Source organism: Rhizobium sophoriradicis, from assembly GCF_025200795.1.
GTDB classification, from domain to species: Bacteria; Pseudomonadota; Alphaproteobacteria; order Rhizobiales; family Rhizobiaceae; genus Rhizobium; species Rhizobium sophoriradicis.
The window spans coordinates 940,542-957,554 of the sequence record NZ_CP104152.1; the positions used below are offsets into that span (position 1 = coordinate 940,542).

General features: G+C 63.0%; 16 protein-coding genes. 9 read left to right on the plus strand and 7 right to left on the minus strand.

Annotated features, from left to right (window positions below; all coding sequences use genetic code 11):
• Positions 1 to 109: 109 nt before the first annotated feature.
• Entirely contained in the window at positions 110 to 1,612 is a 1,503-nt protein-coding gene (locus N2597_RS04645) for a protein adenylyltransferase SelO (RefSeq protein WP_086156450.1), read from the minus strand.
• 237 nt (positions 1,613 to 1,849) lie between these two features.
• On the opposite strand from N2597_RS04645, the gene N2597_RS04650 reads away from it, so the two are divergent.
• A complete protein-coding gene (locus tag N2597_RS04650; protein WP_183597043.1) occupies positions 1,850 to 3,301 on the plus strand; it encodes a DHA2 family efflux MFS transporter permease subunit in 1,452 nt (483 codons plus the stop codon).
• A gap of 276 nt (positions 3,302 to 3,577) precedes the next feature.
• On the opposite strand, the gene N2597_RS04655 is transcribed toward N2597_RS04650, so the two are convergent.
• Positions 3,578 to 4,525: a homocysteine S-methyltransferase family protein gene (locus N2597_RS04655; RefSeq protein WP_183597041.1), complete on the minus strand. Its 948-nt coding sequence runs from the start codon at positions 4,523 to 4,525 to the stop codon at positions 3,578 to 3,580.
• 216 nt (positions 4,526 to 4,741) lie between these two features.
• Between N2597_RS04655 and N2597_RS04660 the strand changes: the two genes are divergently transcribed.
• Entirely contained in the window at positions 4,742 to 5,371 is a 630-nt protein-coding gene (locus tag N2597_RS04660; RefSeq protein ID WP_096771117.1) for a TetR/AcrR family transcriptional regulator, read from the plus strand.
• Between the two features lie 6 nt (positions 5,372 to 5,377).
• On the opposite strand, the gene N2597_RS04665 is transcribed toward N2597_RS04660, so the two are convergent.
• Both N2597_RS04665 and N2597_RS04670 read right to left on the minus strand, forming a co-directional pair.
• On the minus strand, positions 5,378 to 5,896 hold the full coding sequence (locus N2597_RS04665; RefSeq protein WP_096771116.1) for a DUF1697 domain-containing protein: 519 nt from the start codon (positions 5,894 to 5,896) through the stop codon (positions 5,378 to 5,380).
• A 226-nt stretch (positions 5,897 to 6,122) separates the two neighbouring features.
• The gene (locus N2597_RS04670; RefSeq protein WP_183597039.1) at positions 6,123 to 8,231 is read right to left on the minus strand and encodes a S9 family peptidase; all 2,109 of its coding nucleotides are present in this window, start codon (positions 8,229 to 8,231) and stop codon (positions 6,123 to 6,125) included.
• Positions 8,232 to 8,474: 243 nt separating this feature from the next.
• On the opposite strand from N2597_RS04670, the gene N2597_RS04675 reads away from it, so the two are divergent.
• Together N2597_RS04675 and N2597_RS04680 are read left to right on the plus strand one after the other, a co-directional pair.
• Positions 8,475 to 8,864, plus strand: a complete 390-nt coding sequence (locus N2597_RS04675; protein WP_010059182.1) for a DUF930 domain-containing protein — start codon at positions 8,475 to 8,477, stop codon at positions 8,862 to 8,864.
• A gap of 91 nt (positions 8,865 to 8,955) precedes the next feature.
• Positions 8,956 to 9,744, plus strand: coding sequence for a polysaccharide deacetylase family protein (locus N2597_RS04680; protein WP_183597037.1), 789 nt, complete (start codon positions 8,956 to 8,958; stop codon positions 9,742 to 9,744).
• Between the two features lie 228 nt (positions 9,745 to 9,972).
• Here N2597_RS04680 and N2597_RS04685 read toward each other — a convergent pair whose 3' ends face one another.
• Positions 9,973 to 11,265, minus strand: coding sequence for an NAD(P)/FAD-dependent oxidoreductase (locus tag N2597_RS04685; protein WP_183597035.1), 1,293 nt, complete (start codon positions 11,263 to 11,265; stop codon positions 9,973 to 9,975).
• Positions 11,266 to 11,284: 19 nt separating this feature from the next.
• Entirely contained in the window at positions 11,285 to 12,454 is a 1,170-nt protein-coding gene (locus N2597_RS04690) for an AI-2E family transporter (protein WP_010057635.1), read from the minus strand.
• 216 nt (positions 12,455 to 12,670) lie between these two features.
• Here N2597_RS04690 and N2597_RS04695 point away from each other — a divergent pair, with 216 nt between their 5' ends.
• Positions 12,671 to 13,054, plus strand: coding sequence for a hypothetical protein (locus N2597_RS04695; protein ID WP_038687733.1), 384 nt, complete (start codon positions 12,671 to 12,673; stop codon positions 13,052 to 13,054).
• A gap of 8 nt (positions 13,055 to 13,062) precedes the next feature.
• On the opposite strand, the gene N2597_RS04700 is transcribed toward N2597_RS04695, so the two are convergent.
• Positions 13,063 to 14,016, minus strand: a complete 954-nt coding sequence (locus N2597_RS04700) for a VOC family protein (protein WP_183597033.1) — start codon at positions 14,014 to 14,016, stop codon at positions 13,063 to 13,065.
• Between the two features lie 189 nt (positions 14,017 to 14,205).
• On the opposite strand from N2597_RS04700, the gene N2597_RS04705 reads away from it, so the two are divergent.
• The 4 genes from N2597_RS04705 to N2597_RS04720 all read left to right on the plus strand — a co-directional run bounded on the left by N2597_RS04705 (position 14,206) and on the right by N2597_RS04720 (position 16,967).
• Complete coding sequence (locus tag N2597_RS04705) at positions 14,206 to 14,625, plus strand: universal stress protein (RefSeq protein WP_183597031.1); 420 nt, start codon at positions 14,206 to 14,208, stop codon at positions 14,623 to 14,625.
• A gap of 162 nt (positions 14,626 to 14,787) precedes the next feature.
• Positions 14,788 to 15,456: a PAQR family membrane homeostasis protein TrhA gene (gene trhA, locus N2597_RS04710; protein WP_077994806.1), complete on the plus strand. Its 669-nt coding sequence runs from the start codon at positions 14,788 to 14,790 to the stop codon at positions 15,454 to 15,456.
• Positions 15,457 to 15,562: 106 nt separating this feature from the next.
• Positions 15,563 to 16,078, plus strand: a complete 516-nt coding sequence (locus N2597_RS04715; RefSeq protein ID WP_077994807.1) for a GNAT family N-acetyltransferase — start codon at positions 15,563 to 15,565, stop codon at positions 16,076 to 16,078.
• A gap of 187 nt (positions 16,079 to 16,265) precedes the next feature.
• Positions 16,266 to 16,967, plus strand: coding sequence for a pentapeptide repeat-containing protein (locus N2597_RS04720; RefSeq protein WP_038692370.1), 702 nt, complete (start codon positions 16,266 to 16,268; stop codon positions 16,965 to 16,967).
• Positions 16,968 to 17,013 lie beyond the last annotated feature (46 nt).

A 17,013-nucleotide genomic window follows, 5' to 3' on the forward strand; every position in this document is an offset into this window, starting at 1 on the left:
ATAGCGCGAGAGAGATGCCTTTCAACGGCTGCATTTGCCGCAGCGTGAAATCACGGTCCGGTTGTAGGAATGCCGGCCGCCGGCTCGAACGATAGGGATTTAATCGTGCTCACGTCCCGCAGAAAGTCGCGAGCACCCGCTCGTGCGGCTTCGGCGGCTCGCTATAGGGGGCAAAATCCGGCTGGTCGTCGTAGGGATTGGCGAGCACCCTCAGCAGCGCCTCGAACAGCGAGAAATCGCCGTTCTCGACCGCTGCCTCGATCGCCTGTTCGACCCGGTGATTACGCGGAATGAAGGCCGGATTGACGCTGCGCATGGCGGCTGCGCGCTCGCCGTCGCTTTGGCGATCGCGTGACAGCCGCTCGCGCCATTGCGCAAGCCAGGTGCCGCAGGAATCCGGCTCCCGGAAGCTCGCGGCGAAGGCTGTCTCCAGGGCGTCATCGCCGGTCAGATCCGACAGCCGCCGGAAGGTCAGGGTAAAATCGGCGCCCTGCGCCTGCATCAGTGAGAGCAGCGCTTGCACCAGTTCGAGATCGCCGTCCTCTTTGCCGGCGAGGCCGATCTTCGCCCGCATACCGGCCAGCCAATGCGCCTGGAACCGCTCGCCATAAGCCCGGATCACGCCATTCGCCTTATCGACTGCGCCGTCGGGCTCGGCGTCGATCAGCGGCAGCAGCGTTTCGCCGAGCCGCGCGAGGTTCCATTGGCCGATGGCCGGCTGGTTGGCATAGGCGTAACGGCCATGCTGGTCGATCGACGAGAAGACGGTCGCCGGATCATAGGCATCCATGAAGGCGCAGGGGCCGAAATCGATCGTCTCACCGGAGATCGTCATATTGTCCGTGTTCATCACCCCATGGATGAAGCCGACATGCAGCCAGCGGGCGATCAGCGCCGCCTGGCGCTCGGAGACTGCCTCGAACAGCGCGAGATAGGGATTGTCGGCTTCTTTCAGGGTGGGGTAATGCCGGTCGATGACATAATCGGCAAGCGCCCGCACGCCGTCGGTATCGCCCCTGGCGGCGAAGAACTGGAATGTACCGACCCTGATATGGCTGGCTGCGACCCGGGTGAAGACGGCGCCCGGCAGCACCTCTTCGCGGTAGACCGGCTCGCCCGTCGTCACCGCCGCCAGCGCTCGCGTCGCCGGAATGCCGAGCGCAAACATAGCCTCGCTGATCATGTATTCCCTGAGCACCGGTCCGAGCGCCGCCCGCCCGTCGCCGCGGCGCGAAAAGGGCGTCGGTCCGGCGCCTTTCAACTGGATGTCGAAACGCCTGCCGCTCCGGTCGACCACTTCGCCGAGCAGGATCGCCCGGCCGTCGCCGAGCTGCGGCGAGAAGCCGCCGAACTGATGGCCGGCATAGGCCATGGCCAGCGGTTGCGCCCCTTCGGGAACGAGATTGCCGGAAAAGATCGCCGCGCCGTCGCGCCGCAGCGTCTCGACGTCGAGCCCGAGCTCGGCGGCCAGCGGTTCGTTGAGCTTGATCAGCCACGGCTCCGCCACGGGCGTCGGCACTTGCGCCGCAAAAAAGCGTTGCGGCAGGCCGGCATAGCTGTTGTCGAAGGCGAAGGCCGCACCGGGCCGGTTTTTCTCGAGGGCGGAGGTCATGATTGATAGGTAGGGCCGGGTGGCCTGCGGCGCAAGCTCTTCACGAAGCATGAGGCCGATGCAAGCAAACGTGATGTGCTTTTCTCTCTCGTCAAAGCTGCTTTGCCATAAAGGACATAGCGCCGCCATGATCGCGGGCGTATACCAGATCGTCTCCCCTTGGCATTACGCCATGTCATCCCCCGCGGCCTTGCAGCCTCGTGTGCTCCGCCGCGCCACCGCGAGTGATCCCGGACGATGTCGGATCAGATTTACCAGGCGCCTATGGTTCGGCGCGCCGCGCCCAATTTCCGGGTGATCGCGATGATCGTCGCGAGTGCGATGCTGATGGAAAATATCGATGCGACCGTGCTGGCGACGGCGCTGCCGACCATGGCGCGCGACTTCGCGGTCAGCGCCCCGGCCATGTCGATCGCTCTCACCTCCTATCTCCTCAGCCTGGCGATCTTCATTCCGGCGAGCGGCCGGATGGCCGACAGTTTCGGTTCCCGCACCGTGTTCCGCGCGGCAATCGCCGTTTTCGTCATCGGCTCCATCCTCTGCGCGCTGGCGCCGACGCTGTCCTTCCTGGTGCTGGCGCGGCTGCTGCAGGGCCTGGGCGGCGCGATGATGATGCCGGTCGGCCGCCTCGTGCTGATGCGCAGCGTCGACCGCAAGGATATGGTCAGCGCCATGTCCTGGCTGCTGGTGCCGGCGCTGATCGGCCCGATCGTCGGCCCACCGCTCGGCGGTTTCTTCGTCACCTACCTCGACTGGCGCTGGATCTTCTACATCAACGTGCCGATCGGCATCATCGGCATGATCTTCGTCTCGATCTATATCGACGAGGTCAAAGGCAAGGCGAGCGGTCCCTTCGATACGATCGGCTTCGTGCTCTCGGGCCTCTCGCTCGGCTCGCTGCTTTTCGGCTTCGAAATGTCGAGCCATGAAGGCGAGGGCGCCTTCTCGCTCTTCCTGATCGCCGTCGGCCTCATCTTCGGCATCGCCTATCTCAGGCATGCCCGCCGGCATCCGTCGCCGATTCTGGATTTCTCGCTGATGAAGGTGCCGAGCTTCGGCACTTCGGTCATAGCCGGTTCGCTGACCCGCATCACCCAGGGCGCACAGCCCTTCCTGCTGCCGCTGCTCTTCCAGATCGGCTTCGGCCTGTCGGCCGCCGCCGCCGGCCAGATCGTCATCGCCACAGCACTTGGTGCGCTCGCCATGAAGCCGATGGCAAAATTCGTCTTCAGCCGGCTCGGCTTCCGCCGCAGCCTCGTCCTCAACGGCATCTTCGGCACGGTCGGTTACGGCCTCTGCGCCGCCTTCCGGCCGGACTGGCCGATGCCGCTCATCTTCATCGTGCTGATACTCAGCGCCTTCTTCCTGTCGTTCCAGTTCACCGCCTATAACACGATTGCCTATGACGAGATCGACAAGGAGCGGATGAGCTCGGCCACGAGTTTCTACACCACCTTCCAGCAGCTGATGCTGTCGCTCGGCATCTGCATCGGTGCCTTGGCGCTGCACGGCTCCATGGCCTTCAACAATGTCGAAACGCCGTCGCTCGACGATTTCTCCACCGCCTTCGTCGTCGTCACGCTCATCTCGATCACCGCGACCTTCTGGAACTTGCGTTTCTCCGCGACCGCCGGCGAGGAGATCAGCGGCTACAAGGCCAAACAGACGAAAGACGCGGTCGGAGACTGACGCCCTCAGCCTTCTTGACGCAGATCGGCAATGAACTGGTCTCTCTGGCCTTGTGCCGTAGCAGCCCCCCTCTGCCCTGCCGGGCATCTCCCCACAGGCGGGGAGATCACAAGCGGATTGAACTTCCTACTCATCTACCGTTTCGTCGTGCTGGACGCTCATTGTTTGGGGAAGCCAGTGAGCCCAGCCCATCTCCCCACCTGTGGGGGAGATGCCCGGCAGGGCAGAGGGGGCACACATGGCACGCCGTAGCCGGATACAGGCCTCCTACCGCTGTCATGCCGCCTGCGGCAGGCATGCCTCGCAGATCGCCGCGACATGGCGGTGGTCGGTGCCGCAGCAGCCGCCGAGCACGCGCACCGCCGGCATGCGGCCGATGAGCTTGCGGTAGCGGCTGCCGAGATCCTCGGGATCGCCCGCATCCAGCGTCTCGCTATTGTCCAACTGCTCGTGGCTCATGGTCGAGGCGTTGGCGCGAATGCCGGAAATGCGCATTGCCCAGGCGCTGCCGGGATCGAGTGCACCTTCGAAATGCGAGGGATGGGCGCAGTTGATCATGTAATAGGCCGGCGTCCCGCCGGTCGCCGCATCCGTGGTCTCGATGGCATCCTGAAGGCTGTGACCCGTCACCAGTCTGCCATCCGTCTCCAGCGTGAAGGAGATGGCCGAGGGCATGTTGAACGACTGTGCCGCCCGCGCCACGCCGATCGCCTCGTCAATATTGGTCAGCGTGAAGGCGGTCACCATGTCGGCCTCGGTGCCGGCGAAAGCCCCGATCTGGAAAGCGTGGTAGTCTTCCGCTTCGGCGGCATCCATGCTGCCCGCCTTATAGCCGTCGCCGCGCGGGCCGATCGCGCCGCTGATGACGATCGGCTGCTCCGGCCGCTCATAGGCGCTGCGTAACCCGACGAGCAGGTCGACGGCTTCCTCGTTGGCCGCCTTCAGGGCGTCAGCGGTATAGCCGAGCTTCTGCCCCCAGTCCGGATTGGCGCGCCATGTCGCGGTGTCGAGCACGAAGCCCGTGCCGTGCCGCCGCGCGATATCGAGATAACGGCGATAGTAATTCCGCATCCGCTGGCGCCCGTCTTCGGAAGCCAGCAATATGAAAGCAGCGAAATGCGGAAGCTCGATGCCTTCTTGAAAGATCATCGTCGTTTCCATGCCGCCATCGGTAATGAAGGTGCCGCCTTTGAGCTGCGGCAGACCGTTTCTGTACTTTGCCATTGTTGAAGCCTTTTCCTCGCGGCAGCCGAACAGCTGTCGTCGAACGAAGTTCTCGCGCTTAATCGGCTGTCAAACTAGGCGACTTGCGGTATACTGCCGGCGGTTTTGGCTTTTGCCGGTTAATATCAATCGCTTGGCGTAACCGAAGCTGCCGGGGACGCAGGCAAGTTCTGACCGTGCGCCGATCAAAACTGTACCGCCGGTACAGGAGGGGATATGCGAAAGGGCGAGGAAACCAGGACCCGCATCCTCGATGTGGCCGAGGCGGCTGTGTTGCAGAAGGGGTTCGGCGGCACCTCCATCGAGGAGCTGATTGCCGAGACCGGCATCACCAAGAGCGGCTTCTTCTATCATTTCAGGGACAAGAACGAGCTCGCCAAGGCCCTGCTCAACCGCTACATCGAAAATGACGAGCGCATCTACGACGAGATCTTCAGCCGCGCTAAGGATCTGGTGGACGATCCGCTGCAATCCTTCCTGCTCGGGCTGAAGCTGCTGTCCGAACTGCTCTCCGACCTGCCGAACGGCCATCCCGGCTGCCTTGTGGCGACCGTCTGCTATTACGAGCGACTGTTCGACCGGGAGATACAGGAGACCAACCGCAATGCGGTGCTTGCCTGGCGGCGCCGTTTCAGCCGCATGCTTCGCGATATCATGGAGGTCTATCCGCCGCGCGAACCCGTCAATATCGACCAGCTCGCCGATATGGTGTCCTCAGTCCTGGAAGGCGGCATCGTCCTGTCGAAGACACTGAAGGAGCCGAACACGCTGGCCGAACAGGTGCTGATGCTCAGGACTTTCGTAAAGATGCTCTTCCTGCCGGCCGCGGAAATGCCGAAGGCCTAGCTGCCGTTAACGTTCCATCGCTGCGGCCATTTCCGCGAGCTTGCGCACGGTATTGAGATTGCGCGAGGTCGCTGGTTTCAGCGCCGGCAGCTTCAGCTTCGAGCGGCCGGAGCCATTGGGATAGTGCACATAGATTTCGCGGGCCGCGAGTTTTGCCTCCTCGCCGTCGGGCGCCACCATATTTTCGAGTGCATCGGCAGGGGCTCTTTCGGGCAGGAAATAGACGAGCAGGAAGTTCGGTTTGGCGTCGGGGAAGGGTGCGTCGGCGACGATCGCGTCGAGCTCCTTCCGGGTTCGCACCATCACGCCTGGCCGCTTGCCCATCGTCTTGCCGAGGGCTGCGTCGAGCTTTTCCTCCACCGCCGTTTCGGATTCATCCGAGCGGAAGAGCACATTGCCGCTCTGGATATAGGTTTTGACATCCGTGAAGCCGAGCTCTTCGCAGATTGTTTTCAATTCGGTCATCGGCAAGGCGCCGGTGCCGCCGACGTTTACGGCGCGGAGGAGGGCGATGTAGATGGGCATTTCCTTCTCCTTTGACCGTTGTGCCGTGCCGCCCCCCTCTGCCCTGCCGGGCATCTCCCCCACAGGTGGGGAGATTGGCTGGGCTTGCTGGCTTCCCAAACAACCAGCGTCGCGGCTGGGCGAAACGGTAGAGAGGCGGGAAGGTTTGGCCACTTGCCGATCTCCCCGCCTGTGGGGGAGGTGCCCGGCAGGGCAGAGGGGGCGACCACGGCACCCCCCTAAAAATTCACATCTTCCCCGCCACCTTGATCGCAAACGCATACTCAAACGCAATCTCTTCCAACCGCTGGAAACGCCCGGACGCGCCGCCATGGCCGGCATCCATATTGGTCTTGAGCAGGATCGGCGCCGCGCCGGTCGTCTGCTCACGCAGCTTCGCCACCCATTTGGCCGGCTCCCAATAGGTGACGCGCGGGTCGGTCAGGCCGCCTAGCGCCAGGATCGGCGGGTAGGCTTTGGGGCCGACATTGTCATAGGGCGAATAGGCGGCGATCTGCTCGTATTCTTCGCGGCTGTCGATCGGGTTGCCCCATTCCGGCCATTCCGGCGGCGTCAGCGGCAAGGTGTCGTCGAGCATGGTGTTGAGCACGTCGACGAAGGGAACGGCGGCGATGATGCCGGCGAATTTTTCCGGCGCCATGTTGGCGACGGCGCCCATCAGCATGCCGCCGGCCGAGCCGCCCTCAGCGATGATCTTCGCGTAAGAGGTGAACTTCTGTTGATTCAGATAATCGGCCGCGGCGACGAAGTCCTTGAAGCTGTTCGTCTTCTTGTCCATCTTGCCGTCTTCGTACCAGGCAAAGCCCTTGTCCTTGCCGCCGCGGATATGGGCGATGGCATAGACGAAGCCGCGGTCGGCGAGCGACAGGCAATTGGTGTTGAAGCCGGCCGGAATGGTAATGCCGTAGGCGCCGTAGCCATAGAGCAGGCAGGGGGCGCTGCCGTCGAGCGGCGTGTCCTTGCGGTAGAGCAGGGTGACCGGCACGGTCTCGCCATCCCAGGCGGGGGCGAAGACCCGGCGGGTGACGTAGTCTTCGGGATTGTGGCCCGACGGCACTTCCTGCGTCTTCAAGAGCGTGCGCTCGCGCGTCACCATGTTGTAGTCGTAGAGCTGCGATGGCGTCGTCATCGAGGAATAGGAGAAGCGGATGACATCCGTGTCGTATTCCGCAGCACCCGACAGCCCCAGCGAATAGGCTTCCTCGGCAAAGGCGATCGCGTGTTCCTCACCGGTCGACCGGTCGCGGATGATGATCCGCGGCAGCCCGTCCTTGCGCTCCAGCCACAGGAGATGGCGGGCATAGGCCATGTGGCTGATGATCAGCGTGCCGGGCTTATGGGGAACCACTTCGCGCCAGTTTTCCTTGCCCGGATTGTCCACAGGCGCTTCCATGATCTTGAAATCCTTGGCGCCGCCGTCATTCGTCAGAATATAGAAGACGTCGCCGCCCTCGGTCATCGAATATTCGATGCCTTCCTCGCGCGCCGCCACCAGCTTCGGCTCGGCTGTCAGATCCTTGGTCGACAGCAGCCGGTATTCGCTGGTCTCGTGGTCGTGGATGTCGATATAGATGAAATCGTCGAGCAGCGAGCCGCCGACGCCCATGAAGAAGCCGGCATCGGTTTCCTCATAGACCAGCCGGTCTTCCGACTGCGGCCGGCCGACAATATGGTGGAACACTTTCGAGGGCCGGTGGTTCTCGTCGAGCGCCGAATAGAAGAAGCTCTTACCATCGGGCGCCCAGACGCCGCCGCCGCCGGTATTCTCGATCACGTCGTCGAGATCCTGGCCGGTCGAGAGGTCGCGCACCTTCAGTGTGAAGAATTCCGAGCCCTTATCGTCATAACCCCAGATGCCGCGGCCGTGGTCGCTCGAGTGGTCGAGGCCGGCGAGGCGGAAATAGGCTTTGCCCGTTGCCTCCTTGTCGCCGTCCAGCAGCACCATGCGGATCGTCTCGTCGGCGACATCGCCGTCGCGGGGGATGCGGAAGTAGCGCGGCTGCTCGCCGCCGGTCACGTAGGATGTGCCGTAGGCATAGGCGCCGTCCTTCACCGGCACCGAGCTGTCGTCTTCCTTGATGCGGCCGCGCATTTCGGAAAACAGCACCTTCTGCAGCGGTTTGGTGTCTTCCATCGCCGCATTCATATAGGCGTTTTCAGCTTCGAGATGCCGGCGGATCTCGGGATCGAGGATCGAGGGATCCTTGAACATCGCTTGCCAGTTGTCGGCGCGCAGCCAGGCATAATCGTCCGTGCGGGTAATGCCGTGGCGCGTATCGGAGACGGGCTTCTTCGGGGCGGCAGGCGGTGTCGGCAGGTTTTTGAAAACGGACAAGGAATTGGCTCCGGTGGGAAGGTCGGGTTGGCAAGAGATAGAGGCGCACCGGTTCCGGATCAAGCGCCAAGGGGGAAGGGGGCCTTCCACAGACAAGGCGACGGCTTGTCTCGCCCTGCCTTGATGTCACCACAAAGTTTAAGAAAGTCCGCTATCGCTGCATGAAAGTTACACCTGCCAAGCCCCTGGCAACCCGCCTGTGGCAGGGTGAAGAATGGACAACAGTAAGGGATTTTCTCCGCAATGCCGAAACGTCTGCTCCTGTTTGTATCCCTGGCCGCTCTTGCCGCCCCCGCCTTTGCCGTCGATCCCGCCATCAAGAAGCAGCTGGAGAAACTCGATCCCTCGACCCGCCTGGAGCAGAGCTGCGACACCGAGGCGATGAGCCGCATCAACCAGGACAGCACCGGCTTCAAGCCCGACAAGGTGATCGCCTATACCTTCAAGGATCCGATCGCCGGCGACAATTCGCTGCAGGCGCCGGGCGCGGTCTTCCGCAGCAAGGGCGACTGGTACCATCTCTCCTACACCTGCATCACCGGTCCGCAGCATATCAACGTGCGCCAGCTCGATTACCAGATCGGCGACAAGGTGCCGCGCGAGAAGTGGGAAAAATATTATCTCTACGATTGATCGCCTGTCGCCTTGGCTGCGCTGACCGGCCACATGGTGGTGGACGAATGCCGTCGCTAAACTCGGCCGATTGAATCGTAGAAGTCCTTCCATGAACCGCATCTTGCTTGCTTCGGCGTTTCTTCTGGCCGGCCTCTCCACGGTGTGCGCGGCCGAAACGCCGCTGCTGCCGGCTGCCGGCGCTCCGGTCATCAAGGGTCCGGCGGTAAACCTCGTCGAGCCGCATCTGCATATTGCCCGCTCCAACATCGCGGGCCATGCTCGCATTGCGCTGACCTTCGATGCCTGCATGGGCCAGGCGGACGAGCGCATCCTGTCGACCCTGGTGCGCGAGCGCATTCCCGCGACGATCTTCGTCACCGCTCGCTGGCTGAAGCGCAATCCCGCCGCGCTCGCCGTCTTCCTGCAGAACCCCGACCTGTTCGAACTCGAAAATCATGGTGAGAACCACATTCCCGCCGTCGATACGCCGACGCGGGTCTATGGCATAGCGTCCGCCGGCTCGCCGCAGGCCGTCCGCCAGGAAGTCGAAGGCGGCGCTGCCGCCATGCTCGCATCCGGCATTCCCGCACCGCACTGGTTCCGCGGCTCGACCGCCAAATATGACCTTTCGGCAATCGGCGAAATCCGCGCCCTCGGCTACCGCATCGCCGGTTATTCGGTGAACGGCGACGGCGGCTCGCTGCTCGGCGCTGCAATTACCGAAAAGCGCATCGCCTCGGCCAAGGACGGTGACGTCGTCATCTCCCACATCAACCAGCCGACCCATGCGGCGGGCGAGGGGGTAGCAAAGGCGCTGGTCGATCTGAAGGTGAAGGGCACGGAGTTTGTTCGCCTCGATGATGTCGATGATATGGGGGATGATCGCACGACGGAGTAGTTCGCTATTGAAGGTGTGCCGTGGCCGCCCCCTCTGCCCTGCCGGGCATCTCCCCCAGAGGTGGGGAGATTGGCAAGTAGCCAAGCCTTCCGCCTCTCTACCGTTTTGCCGAGCCGCGATGCCAGTTGTTTGGGGAGGTCACCAAGCCCAGCCGATCTCCCCACTCGTGGGGGAGATGCCCCGCAGGGCAGAGGGGGCGGCCACGGCACGACAGCCACTACAAGGCCTCTACCGCAGTTCACTCCCCGCTCGCGCCCTATCTTCCCCAAACCGCCGCAGCCCCGGCCCGTCGCGATCGAGCGCGAAATCCTCGAACCAGTCGCGATGCATGCCGGCAATCATCGCGCCGATCATCTGGGCAGCGAGATAGGAAAGGGTAATGCCGTTGCCGCCGTAGCCATAGGCGGCGAACACATGCGGCATGCCGGGTACCGGGCCGATCAGCGGCAGGCCGTCGGCGGTTTCGCCGAAGGTTCCGCCCCAGGCATGGGCGATGCGGGTGTCGGCCCTCGGCCAGAGCCGCTGCATCTTCGCCTGAATTACACGGATCTTCGCCGGCAGCTTCCGCTCGCGCACCGCAGCATTGACGGTGCCGTCGTCTTCACCACCGGCGACGATGCGGTGATCCGCTGTCGTGCGCATGTAGAGATAGGGATGGCTGTCCTCCCAGATCAGCGCCCTGTCGCGCCAGAGCCTTGCCGGGTTTTGGGGCACGGTGGCGAACGCCCAGCTCGAACAGACGCGGTGCAGCTTCGGCATCTCGAGACCCGGCATCGAATAGCCGGTCGCCAGCACAAGATGGCGCGCTTGGATGACATGGCCTCCGTCGGTTTCGGCAGTGACGTGGTCGCCGTCGCTGTGCAACGCGGTCACCGAAGCCTTGAGCAACTGCGCGCCGCGCCGCACAGCGATCGCGATCAGCGCCCAGGTGAGCAGCAACGGATCGGCTTCCGCCGAACCCGGCGAATAGATCGCGCCATCGCGATCGAGCTCGAACTGGGTGAAGAGATCGGGATGTTCGAGATAGACGCCGGGCAGGCCGGCCCGGCGGCGCAGCTGGCGCTCCGCCTGCAGGTCGCGGGCACCTTCCTGATTGGCGGCGAGATAGAGCGTGTTGCGCGACCGAAAACCGCAGGCGATGCCGTTTGTGGCGATCAGCTTGGCAAGGCCGGCGACGGCAGCGGCGCTGCGGCGATAGATGCCGGCCGCACGCTCGAAGCCATACCAGGTCTCCAGCTCGCTGAGCGTGCTGTCGATTTCCCATTGCAGCATCGCCGTGCTGGCGGCGGTGCTGCCAAAGTCCAGTTCCTGCCGGTCGACGATAACAACGCAAAAGCCCCGCGCCGTCAGATGTTCTGCGATCAGCGCACCGGTGATGCCGCCGCCGATCACCGCCACATCGGCAGCAATGCTCTGCTCGATCGGCCGCCACTCCGGACGGATGGCATTCCTCCCCCAAAGCGAACGGCCGCTGACCATCTGGTCATGATCGGATTCGTCGAGATCGGGATCAGATGCCAACGGATGTCTCCTCGCTTGATCACTTCGGCAATTGCGGCTGCGGTCGTTCCTCGATCAACAACTCCTCGATAATGGTCATGACGATCAACGACAGCGGCAGCGCCAGCATCGCTCCGACCGCACCCCACATCCACGTCCAGAACAGGATGGCGATGAAGACGATGAAGGGGTTGATTTCGAGCCGTCGCCCCATCACCGCCGGGAAGATGATGTTTTCCATGACGAGATGCACCGTGAAGAAGGCGGCGGCCGGCATCAGGCCGACGATGAAGCCGTCATATGTAATGATGCCGGCGATAGCGACAGACAGCGTCATCAGCGTGATGCCGAGATAAGGAATGAAGCTCGACAGGAAGGCGAAGAAGCCCCACAGCACCGGTGCCGACAAGCCGCTCGCATAAGCGATAATGGTCATGACGATGCCAAGCCCGACATAAATCAGCGAGGCGGTGGCAAAGTAGAAGCCGAGCACCTGTTCGACGGCATTGATGATGCGGATCGCGGCCAGCCGCTGCGGGCGGGTGCGGAAGGTCATGATGATCGTCTTGCGCAGATTGACCCGACTGGCGAGGAAGAGCAGCAGCGCAGCGAAAAAGATCAGCCCCTGCACCAGCGCCGGCGTCAGGCTGGTGGTCACCACATGCAGGACGTTGCCGGTGTTTTCGAGCAGTGCACCGATTGACATCGGCCCGCTTTCGAATGTCGCCGGCGTGATGTGCAACCATTCGATGCGCTCCAGATAAGGCATGATACGGCTGATCGTGCGCTCGACGAAAGCCGGGGCTTCATTGGCAAGCGTCGTCAGCGGATCCGCAAGCGAGTTGGCCAGCAGCGCGATGACAAGAGCGACCCCGCTTGACAGCAGAAAGGCGTTGGCGAGCCGCGGCACTCCCATCTTACTGAGATTTTCGGCGGCGAGGCCGAGGATCATGCCGACGACCACCGCAAGCGTGATGGGGATGAGGATCAGCGACATCATATAGACGGCCGCCAGCCCGAGGATGGCGAAGATGCCGATGATCGCCCAGGCCGTGCTGATATCCAGCCCGTCCTTTTCCACACGACGCACCGGCGCAGGTGGTGGCAGCTCCTCCGCCGCCTCCTGCAATGTCTTTGCCCAGGTGCTGGTGCGGCGTTCGCCGTCGGCGATCTTCTTTGCCTGTTTGCGGATGCCGTTGGCGATGCCCATGCGGTGAGGTCCCCGAAGCCCCATTGCTTCGCCACAAGAACGCGCTGCTTCGGTTCCGGTTCCGCAAGGTCACGCGATGCCGCAAATGGCGCCCGTTGCAGGCGTGCGCGGTCAGGCGAGAGGACCTCCGCCCCGCGCCGGCAAGCAAGCGAGTTGAATTGCATCGCCGGAACAAGCTTGCAGTCGCGGGCGTTCGACGTCGGAAGGAGATAGCTCATGACCGAAGATCCCGATCGGACGAAAACCACCGAGACCTATTCGACCAATCCCCCTTACGCCGACGAGAGGGGCCTGAAAGCCGCCGACCAACGGCGGTGGTGGGCCTGGACGGTCCTTGCGGCAGGCGCGGCCGTTCTCATCATTGCCGGCGTCAGTGTTGCGATCTGGCCCGACCCAGACAATAACGATCCGACGGCGACGGCGTCGACGAAACCGGATCCGATCAATACGCAGCCGTCCGGTCCCGGCACGTTCAACGATGACCCGGCCTCCGGTCCTGCACGGCCGCCGGAAGCAACAGACCGTTCGCCGGCGCCGAGTGGCAACGGCGGCGGGCCGACCGGGGTGACGACGCCATCGGGAACCGAGAAGGTCCAATAGCGTCCCGGTCAGGCCGACAGCGTCAGGCCGATGCCCCAGGGATCCCGGAGGAAGACGCCGCCATCGCGCTTCTCGCTGTTGATCTCCAGTGCGTCGAGCTTCGAGACCGCCGCATCGAGCGTCGCCTTGTCGTTGAAACGGATCTTGTAATCGGACAGGCCGGTCATATTGTCGGCGCGCGGGCCCGCACCCCGGCTGTTCCAGATATTGGCGGCGAGATGGTGGTGATAGCCGCCGGTCGCAAAGAAGCTCGCGCCGGGATAGCGGGCCATCAGCTTGAGGCCGAGCACGTCGCGGTAAAAGGCGTCGGCTTGCGGGATATCTCCGACCTGCAGATGCAGATGGCCAATCGCCGTCCCCTGCGCCATGCCGCCCCAGCGCTCGTCCGGCGCGCTGTCGTAAAGCGCCTGCAGGTCGAGACGCTGCGTCGCCATCTCCACCATGCCGTCCTGATGAAACTTCCATCCCTGGTGCGGCCGGTCGGCATAGATTTCGATGCCGTTGCCTTCCGGGTCTGAAAGATAGATCGCCTCGCTGACGAGATGGTCGGAAGCGCCGTCAAGCACGACATTGTTATGCGCCGCATGCCGCAGCCAGCGCGCCAGTTCGGTTCGGTCCGGCATCAGGAAGGCGGTGTGGAACAGGCCTGCGGCGTTTCGCGGCGCGATTGCGGCATTGCCGGCGGTCGTCAGCGCCAGCAGCGGCTGCCCGCCGACTCCAAGGACTTCGCCGCTTGCCGTCTTTTCGATGACTTTCAGGCCGAGCATCGACTGATAAAAGCCGGACACAAGCGCAAGGTCTCGGACGACGAGATGCGATTGGTCGATATAGGCAGGCCGCGTCAGCGCATAGGATGTCTCGGTCGTCATGAATAATTCTCCTGCCTCTGAAATTGAAGGCGCACCGGCGGTGGCGGCAACCATGCCGCCTGTAGCAAACCCGAGAAAGTGTCGCCGGTTCATTCGCCTGATCTCCTCGGGTTGCCGTACTTGTCCCCTATATGGCTCATCTGGATTGTTCACAGAAGGCTCGTTTTTGAGGATGAAGCGTTGAGCAGCTGTTGACGATGACGCGCGCCGGCCTTGATCGGAGTCAATGCGCCCATATCTTTATTAGAGCACGCTTATGCATCTCAGTCATGGAGGGAAGCCATGTACAGGAAGATTATCGTGGCGATCGCGCTCGGCCGCCTCGACAGGGGAGAGAACATTCTTCGCAAGGCCGCGTCGCTGCTCGATGAAGGCGGCGAGATCGTCGCCCTCAACGTCGTCGAGGATGTGCCGACCTATGTCGCGATCGAGCTCCCGGCCAATATGCTCGAGGACGCATTGAAGGACAGTCGCGACAAGTTGGAAGGGCTGGTTGCTACCACCGGAATTGCGGCAAGGATCGACATCCGCAACGGTCCGCCGGCCAAGGCCATTATCGCGGCCGCCGAAAGCCATGGCGCCGACCTCATCATCCTCGCCTCGCATATTCCGGATTTTTCCAACTACTTTATCGGCGCCACGGCCGACCGCGTCGTGCGTCACGCCAAGTGCTCAGTGCTAGTCGAGCGGCCGAAGATCTGAATCTGCGCCGCTCCGTTTTCCGAGTGCTCTTTCGCGCCGTCGAGGCGGGGAAGATGTCGTGCGGTCTGTCACGAAGATTTACCGCTGGCGCGACGTGCCGCTGTTGCGCCGCCATCGGTTCAATGCGACCATCACCATCGGGCACGAAACGGATTGGCGCGCATGGCTGAGTTCAACGGCATTCGCTGGGCTTACGACAGATATGAGCTGATCGCCGATGGCATCGTCCATGGCGTCGGCCTCGTGCTGGCGCTGATCGGCGCCACCGTTCTGATCTTCTACGCCACGGTCTGGAGCTCCTATGGCGCACTCGCCGCCGCCTGGATCTATGGCGTCGGACTGGTGCTGACGCTTGCCATTTCCTTTTCCTACAATCTCTGGCCGGTCTCGCGCACGAAATGGTTCCTGCGCCGCTTCGATCATTCGGCGATCTTCATCCTGATCGCCGCCACCTATACACCCTTCCTCCAACGCGGCGCGGACGATCCGCTGCTCTTGTACATGCTGGTGGCGATCTGGCTGTTCGCCGTCGTCGGCATCGTCCTGAAATGCGCCTTTCCCGGCCGCTACGACCGTCTCGCCATCCTGCTTTACCTCGCCATGGGCTGGAGCGGCGTGCTGGTCGCCGGGCCTGTCTCCGCGCGCATCCCCTCCGCCTCGATGCTGCTGATCGTCATCGGCGGCGTCCTCTACTCGCTCGGCGTCATCTTTCATGTCTGGGAGAAACTGCGCTTCCAGAACGCCATCTGGCATGGCTTCGTCGTCATCGCCGCGGCCGTGCATTATTCGGCGGTGTTCACCTGTTTCAGCCTGTCGGCATCGGGTTTCTGAACGGCGGCCGGGCGCAACCGTCCCGCAACCGCGGTCTCCACTGCCGTTTACATCTTCTGAACCGCGGCGTATGCCACCCCAGATAGCCAATCAAACCGGACCAACCATGACAGACACCGTCCTCATTCGCGACGCTACCGAAGCCGATCTTCCCGCCATCCGCGAGATTTACAATCACGCCGTGGAGCACACGACGGCGATCTGGAACGAGACGCTCGTCGATCTCGAAAACCGGCGGGAATGGCTGAGGGCGCGCAAGGGGCGCGGCTTTCCCGTCATCGTCGCCGAAATGTCGGGCAAGGTCGCGGGGTACGCCTCCTACGGCGATTGGCGCGCCTTTGACGGCTACCGCCATACGGTCGAACATTCCGTCTATGTCGACAAGGATTGCCGCGGCGCCGGTATCGGCGAGACCCTGATGCGCGAATTGATCGCGCGTGCCGCCGCCGGCAATGTCCACGTGATGATCGCCGGCATCGAGGCTGAGAACACCGCCTCGATCCGGCTGCACGAGAAGCTCGGCTTCCGCATCGCCGGCAGATTTTCCGAGGTCGGCACCAAGTTCGGCCGCTGGCTGGATCTCACCTGCATGGAGCTTCGTCTGCCCTCCAAAACGGATTGACCGCTTGGCTTGGAAGACCGGATGGCCGCTTGCCCGGGCAAAGCGGATGAACGCTTCGGACGGAGTGACCCCGCAAATCATTGCCGGCGCGTTCGCCATCTTTTTATTGTATTCTGAGCTGTGTAGAAATGGGAGCGCCTGCTTCGCGAGAGGCGGCGTGATAAGCGTCATGGAGATCAACAGTTCAATGGCAATGCATCGATCGGCGCTCGGCCTCCTTGCCTTCCTTCTTCTCGCCGCCGCTCCGATCTCTACGCGCGCTGCCGATTGCGGCAGCACGGCCTCGCCGAAGCTCGACTGGCAGGAATGCTCGAAGAAAAACCTGATGCTGCAGGGCAGTGATCTCGAAGGCGCCAATCTCTTCAGCACCGATTTCTCGCTGACCGATCTCAGTGGTGCGAATTTCAAATCCGCCAATCTGGAGAAGGCGACTTTGGTGCGTGCCTCGCTCGAAGGCTCACATGCCGAAGGGGCCAACTTCGCCAAGGTCGAGGCCTATCGCGCCAGTTTCGCGAATATTGCCGCCGAAGGCGCTTCCTTCGCCGGCGCTGAGCTGCAGCGCGCCAATTTCGGCGGCGCCCGGCTCGCCGGCGTGAGCTTCGAAAAGGCCGAACTCGGCCGCGCCGATTTCGACAAGGCAGTGCTGACGGGGGTGAAATTCTCCTTCGCAAATCTCTCCCGCGCCGATCTCTCCAACGCCACCTTCGAAGGCCCGGCGACATTCGAGCGCGCCTTCATGTTCCTGACCCGCATCGAGGGCCTCGACCTCTCGGCTGCCGCCGGGCTCGAACAGGCGCAGATCGAGCTCGCCTGCGGCGATGCCTCGACCAAGCTGCCGCCCGGCCTCTCGGCGCCGGCAACTTGGCCATGCCCTGCAGAGCACGAGTGATCGGTCGGGCTTCGCAGGATCGCGCGGCCGGATTATCGACTGCGAT

Excerpts from the sequence above, each read along its gene's own strand:
- N2597_RS04720 (WP_038692370.1), top strand. The coding sequence starts at position 16,266 with ATGGCAATGCATCGATCGGCGCTCGGCCTCCTTGCCTTCCTTCTTCTC.
- N2597_RS04655 (WP_183597041.1), bottom strand. The coding sequence starts at position 4,525 with ATGGCAAAGTACAGAAACGGTCTGCCGCAGCTCAAAGGCGGCACCTTC.
- N2597_RS04695 (WP_038687733.1), top strand. The coding sequence starts at position 12,671 with ATGACCGAAGATCCCGATCGGACGAAAACCACCGAGACCTATTCGACC.
- N2597_RS04705 (WP_183597031.1), top strand. The coding sequence starts at position 14,206 with ATGTACAGGAAGATTATCGTGGCGATCGCGCTCGGCCGCCTCGACAGG.
- N2597_RS04690 (WP_010057635.1), bottom strand. The coding sequence starts at position 12,454 with ATGGGCATCGCCAACGGCATCCGCAAACAGGCAAAGAAGATCGCCGAC.
- N2597_RS04650 (WP_183597043.1), top strand. The coding sequence starts at position 1,850 with ATGTCGGATCAGATTTACCAGGCGCCTATGGTTCGGCGCGCCGCGCCC.
- N2597_RS04675 (WP_010059182.1), top strand. The coding sequence starts at position 8,475 with ATGCCGAAACGTCTGCTCCTGTTTGTATCCCTGGCCGCTCTTGCCGCC.
- N2597_RS04645 (WP_086156450.1), bottom strand. The coding sequence starts at position 1,612 with ATGACCTCCGCCCTCGAGAAAAACCGGCCCGGTGCGGCCTTCGCCTTC.
- N2597_RS04665 (WP_096771116.1), bottom strand. The coding sequence starts at position 5,896 with ATGCCCATCTACATCGCCCTCCTCCGCGCCGTAAACGTCGGCGGCACC.
- N2597_RS04700 (WP_183597033.1), bottom strand. The coding sequence starts at position 14,016 with ATGAACCGGCGACACTTTCTCGGGTTTGCTACAGGCGGCATGGTTGCC.
- N2597_RS04715 (WP_077994807.1), top strand. The coding sequence starts at position 15,563 with ATGACAGACACCGTCCTCATTCGCGACGCTACCGAAGCCGATCTTCCC.
- N2597_RS04680 (WP_183597037.1), top strand. The coding sequence starts at position 8,956 with ATGAACCGCATCTTGCTTGCTTCGGCGTTTCTTCTGGCCGGCCTCTCC.
- trhA (WP_077994806.1), top strand. The coding sequence starts at position 14,788 with ATGGCTGAGTTCAACGGCATTCGCTGGGCTTACGACAGATATGAGCTG.
- N2597_RS04660 (WP_096771117.1), top strand. The coding sequence starts at position 4,742 with ATGCGAAAGGGCGAGGAAACCAGGACCCGCATCCTCGATGTGGCCGAG.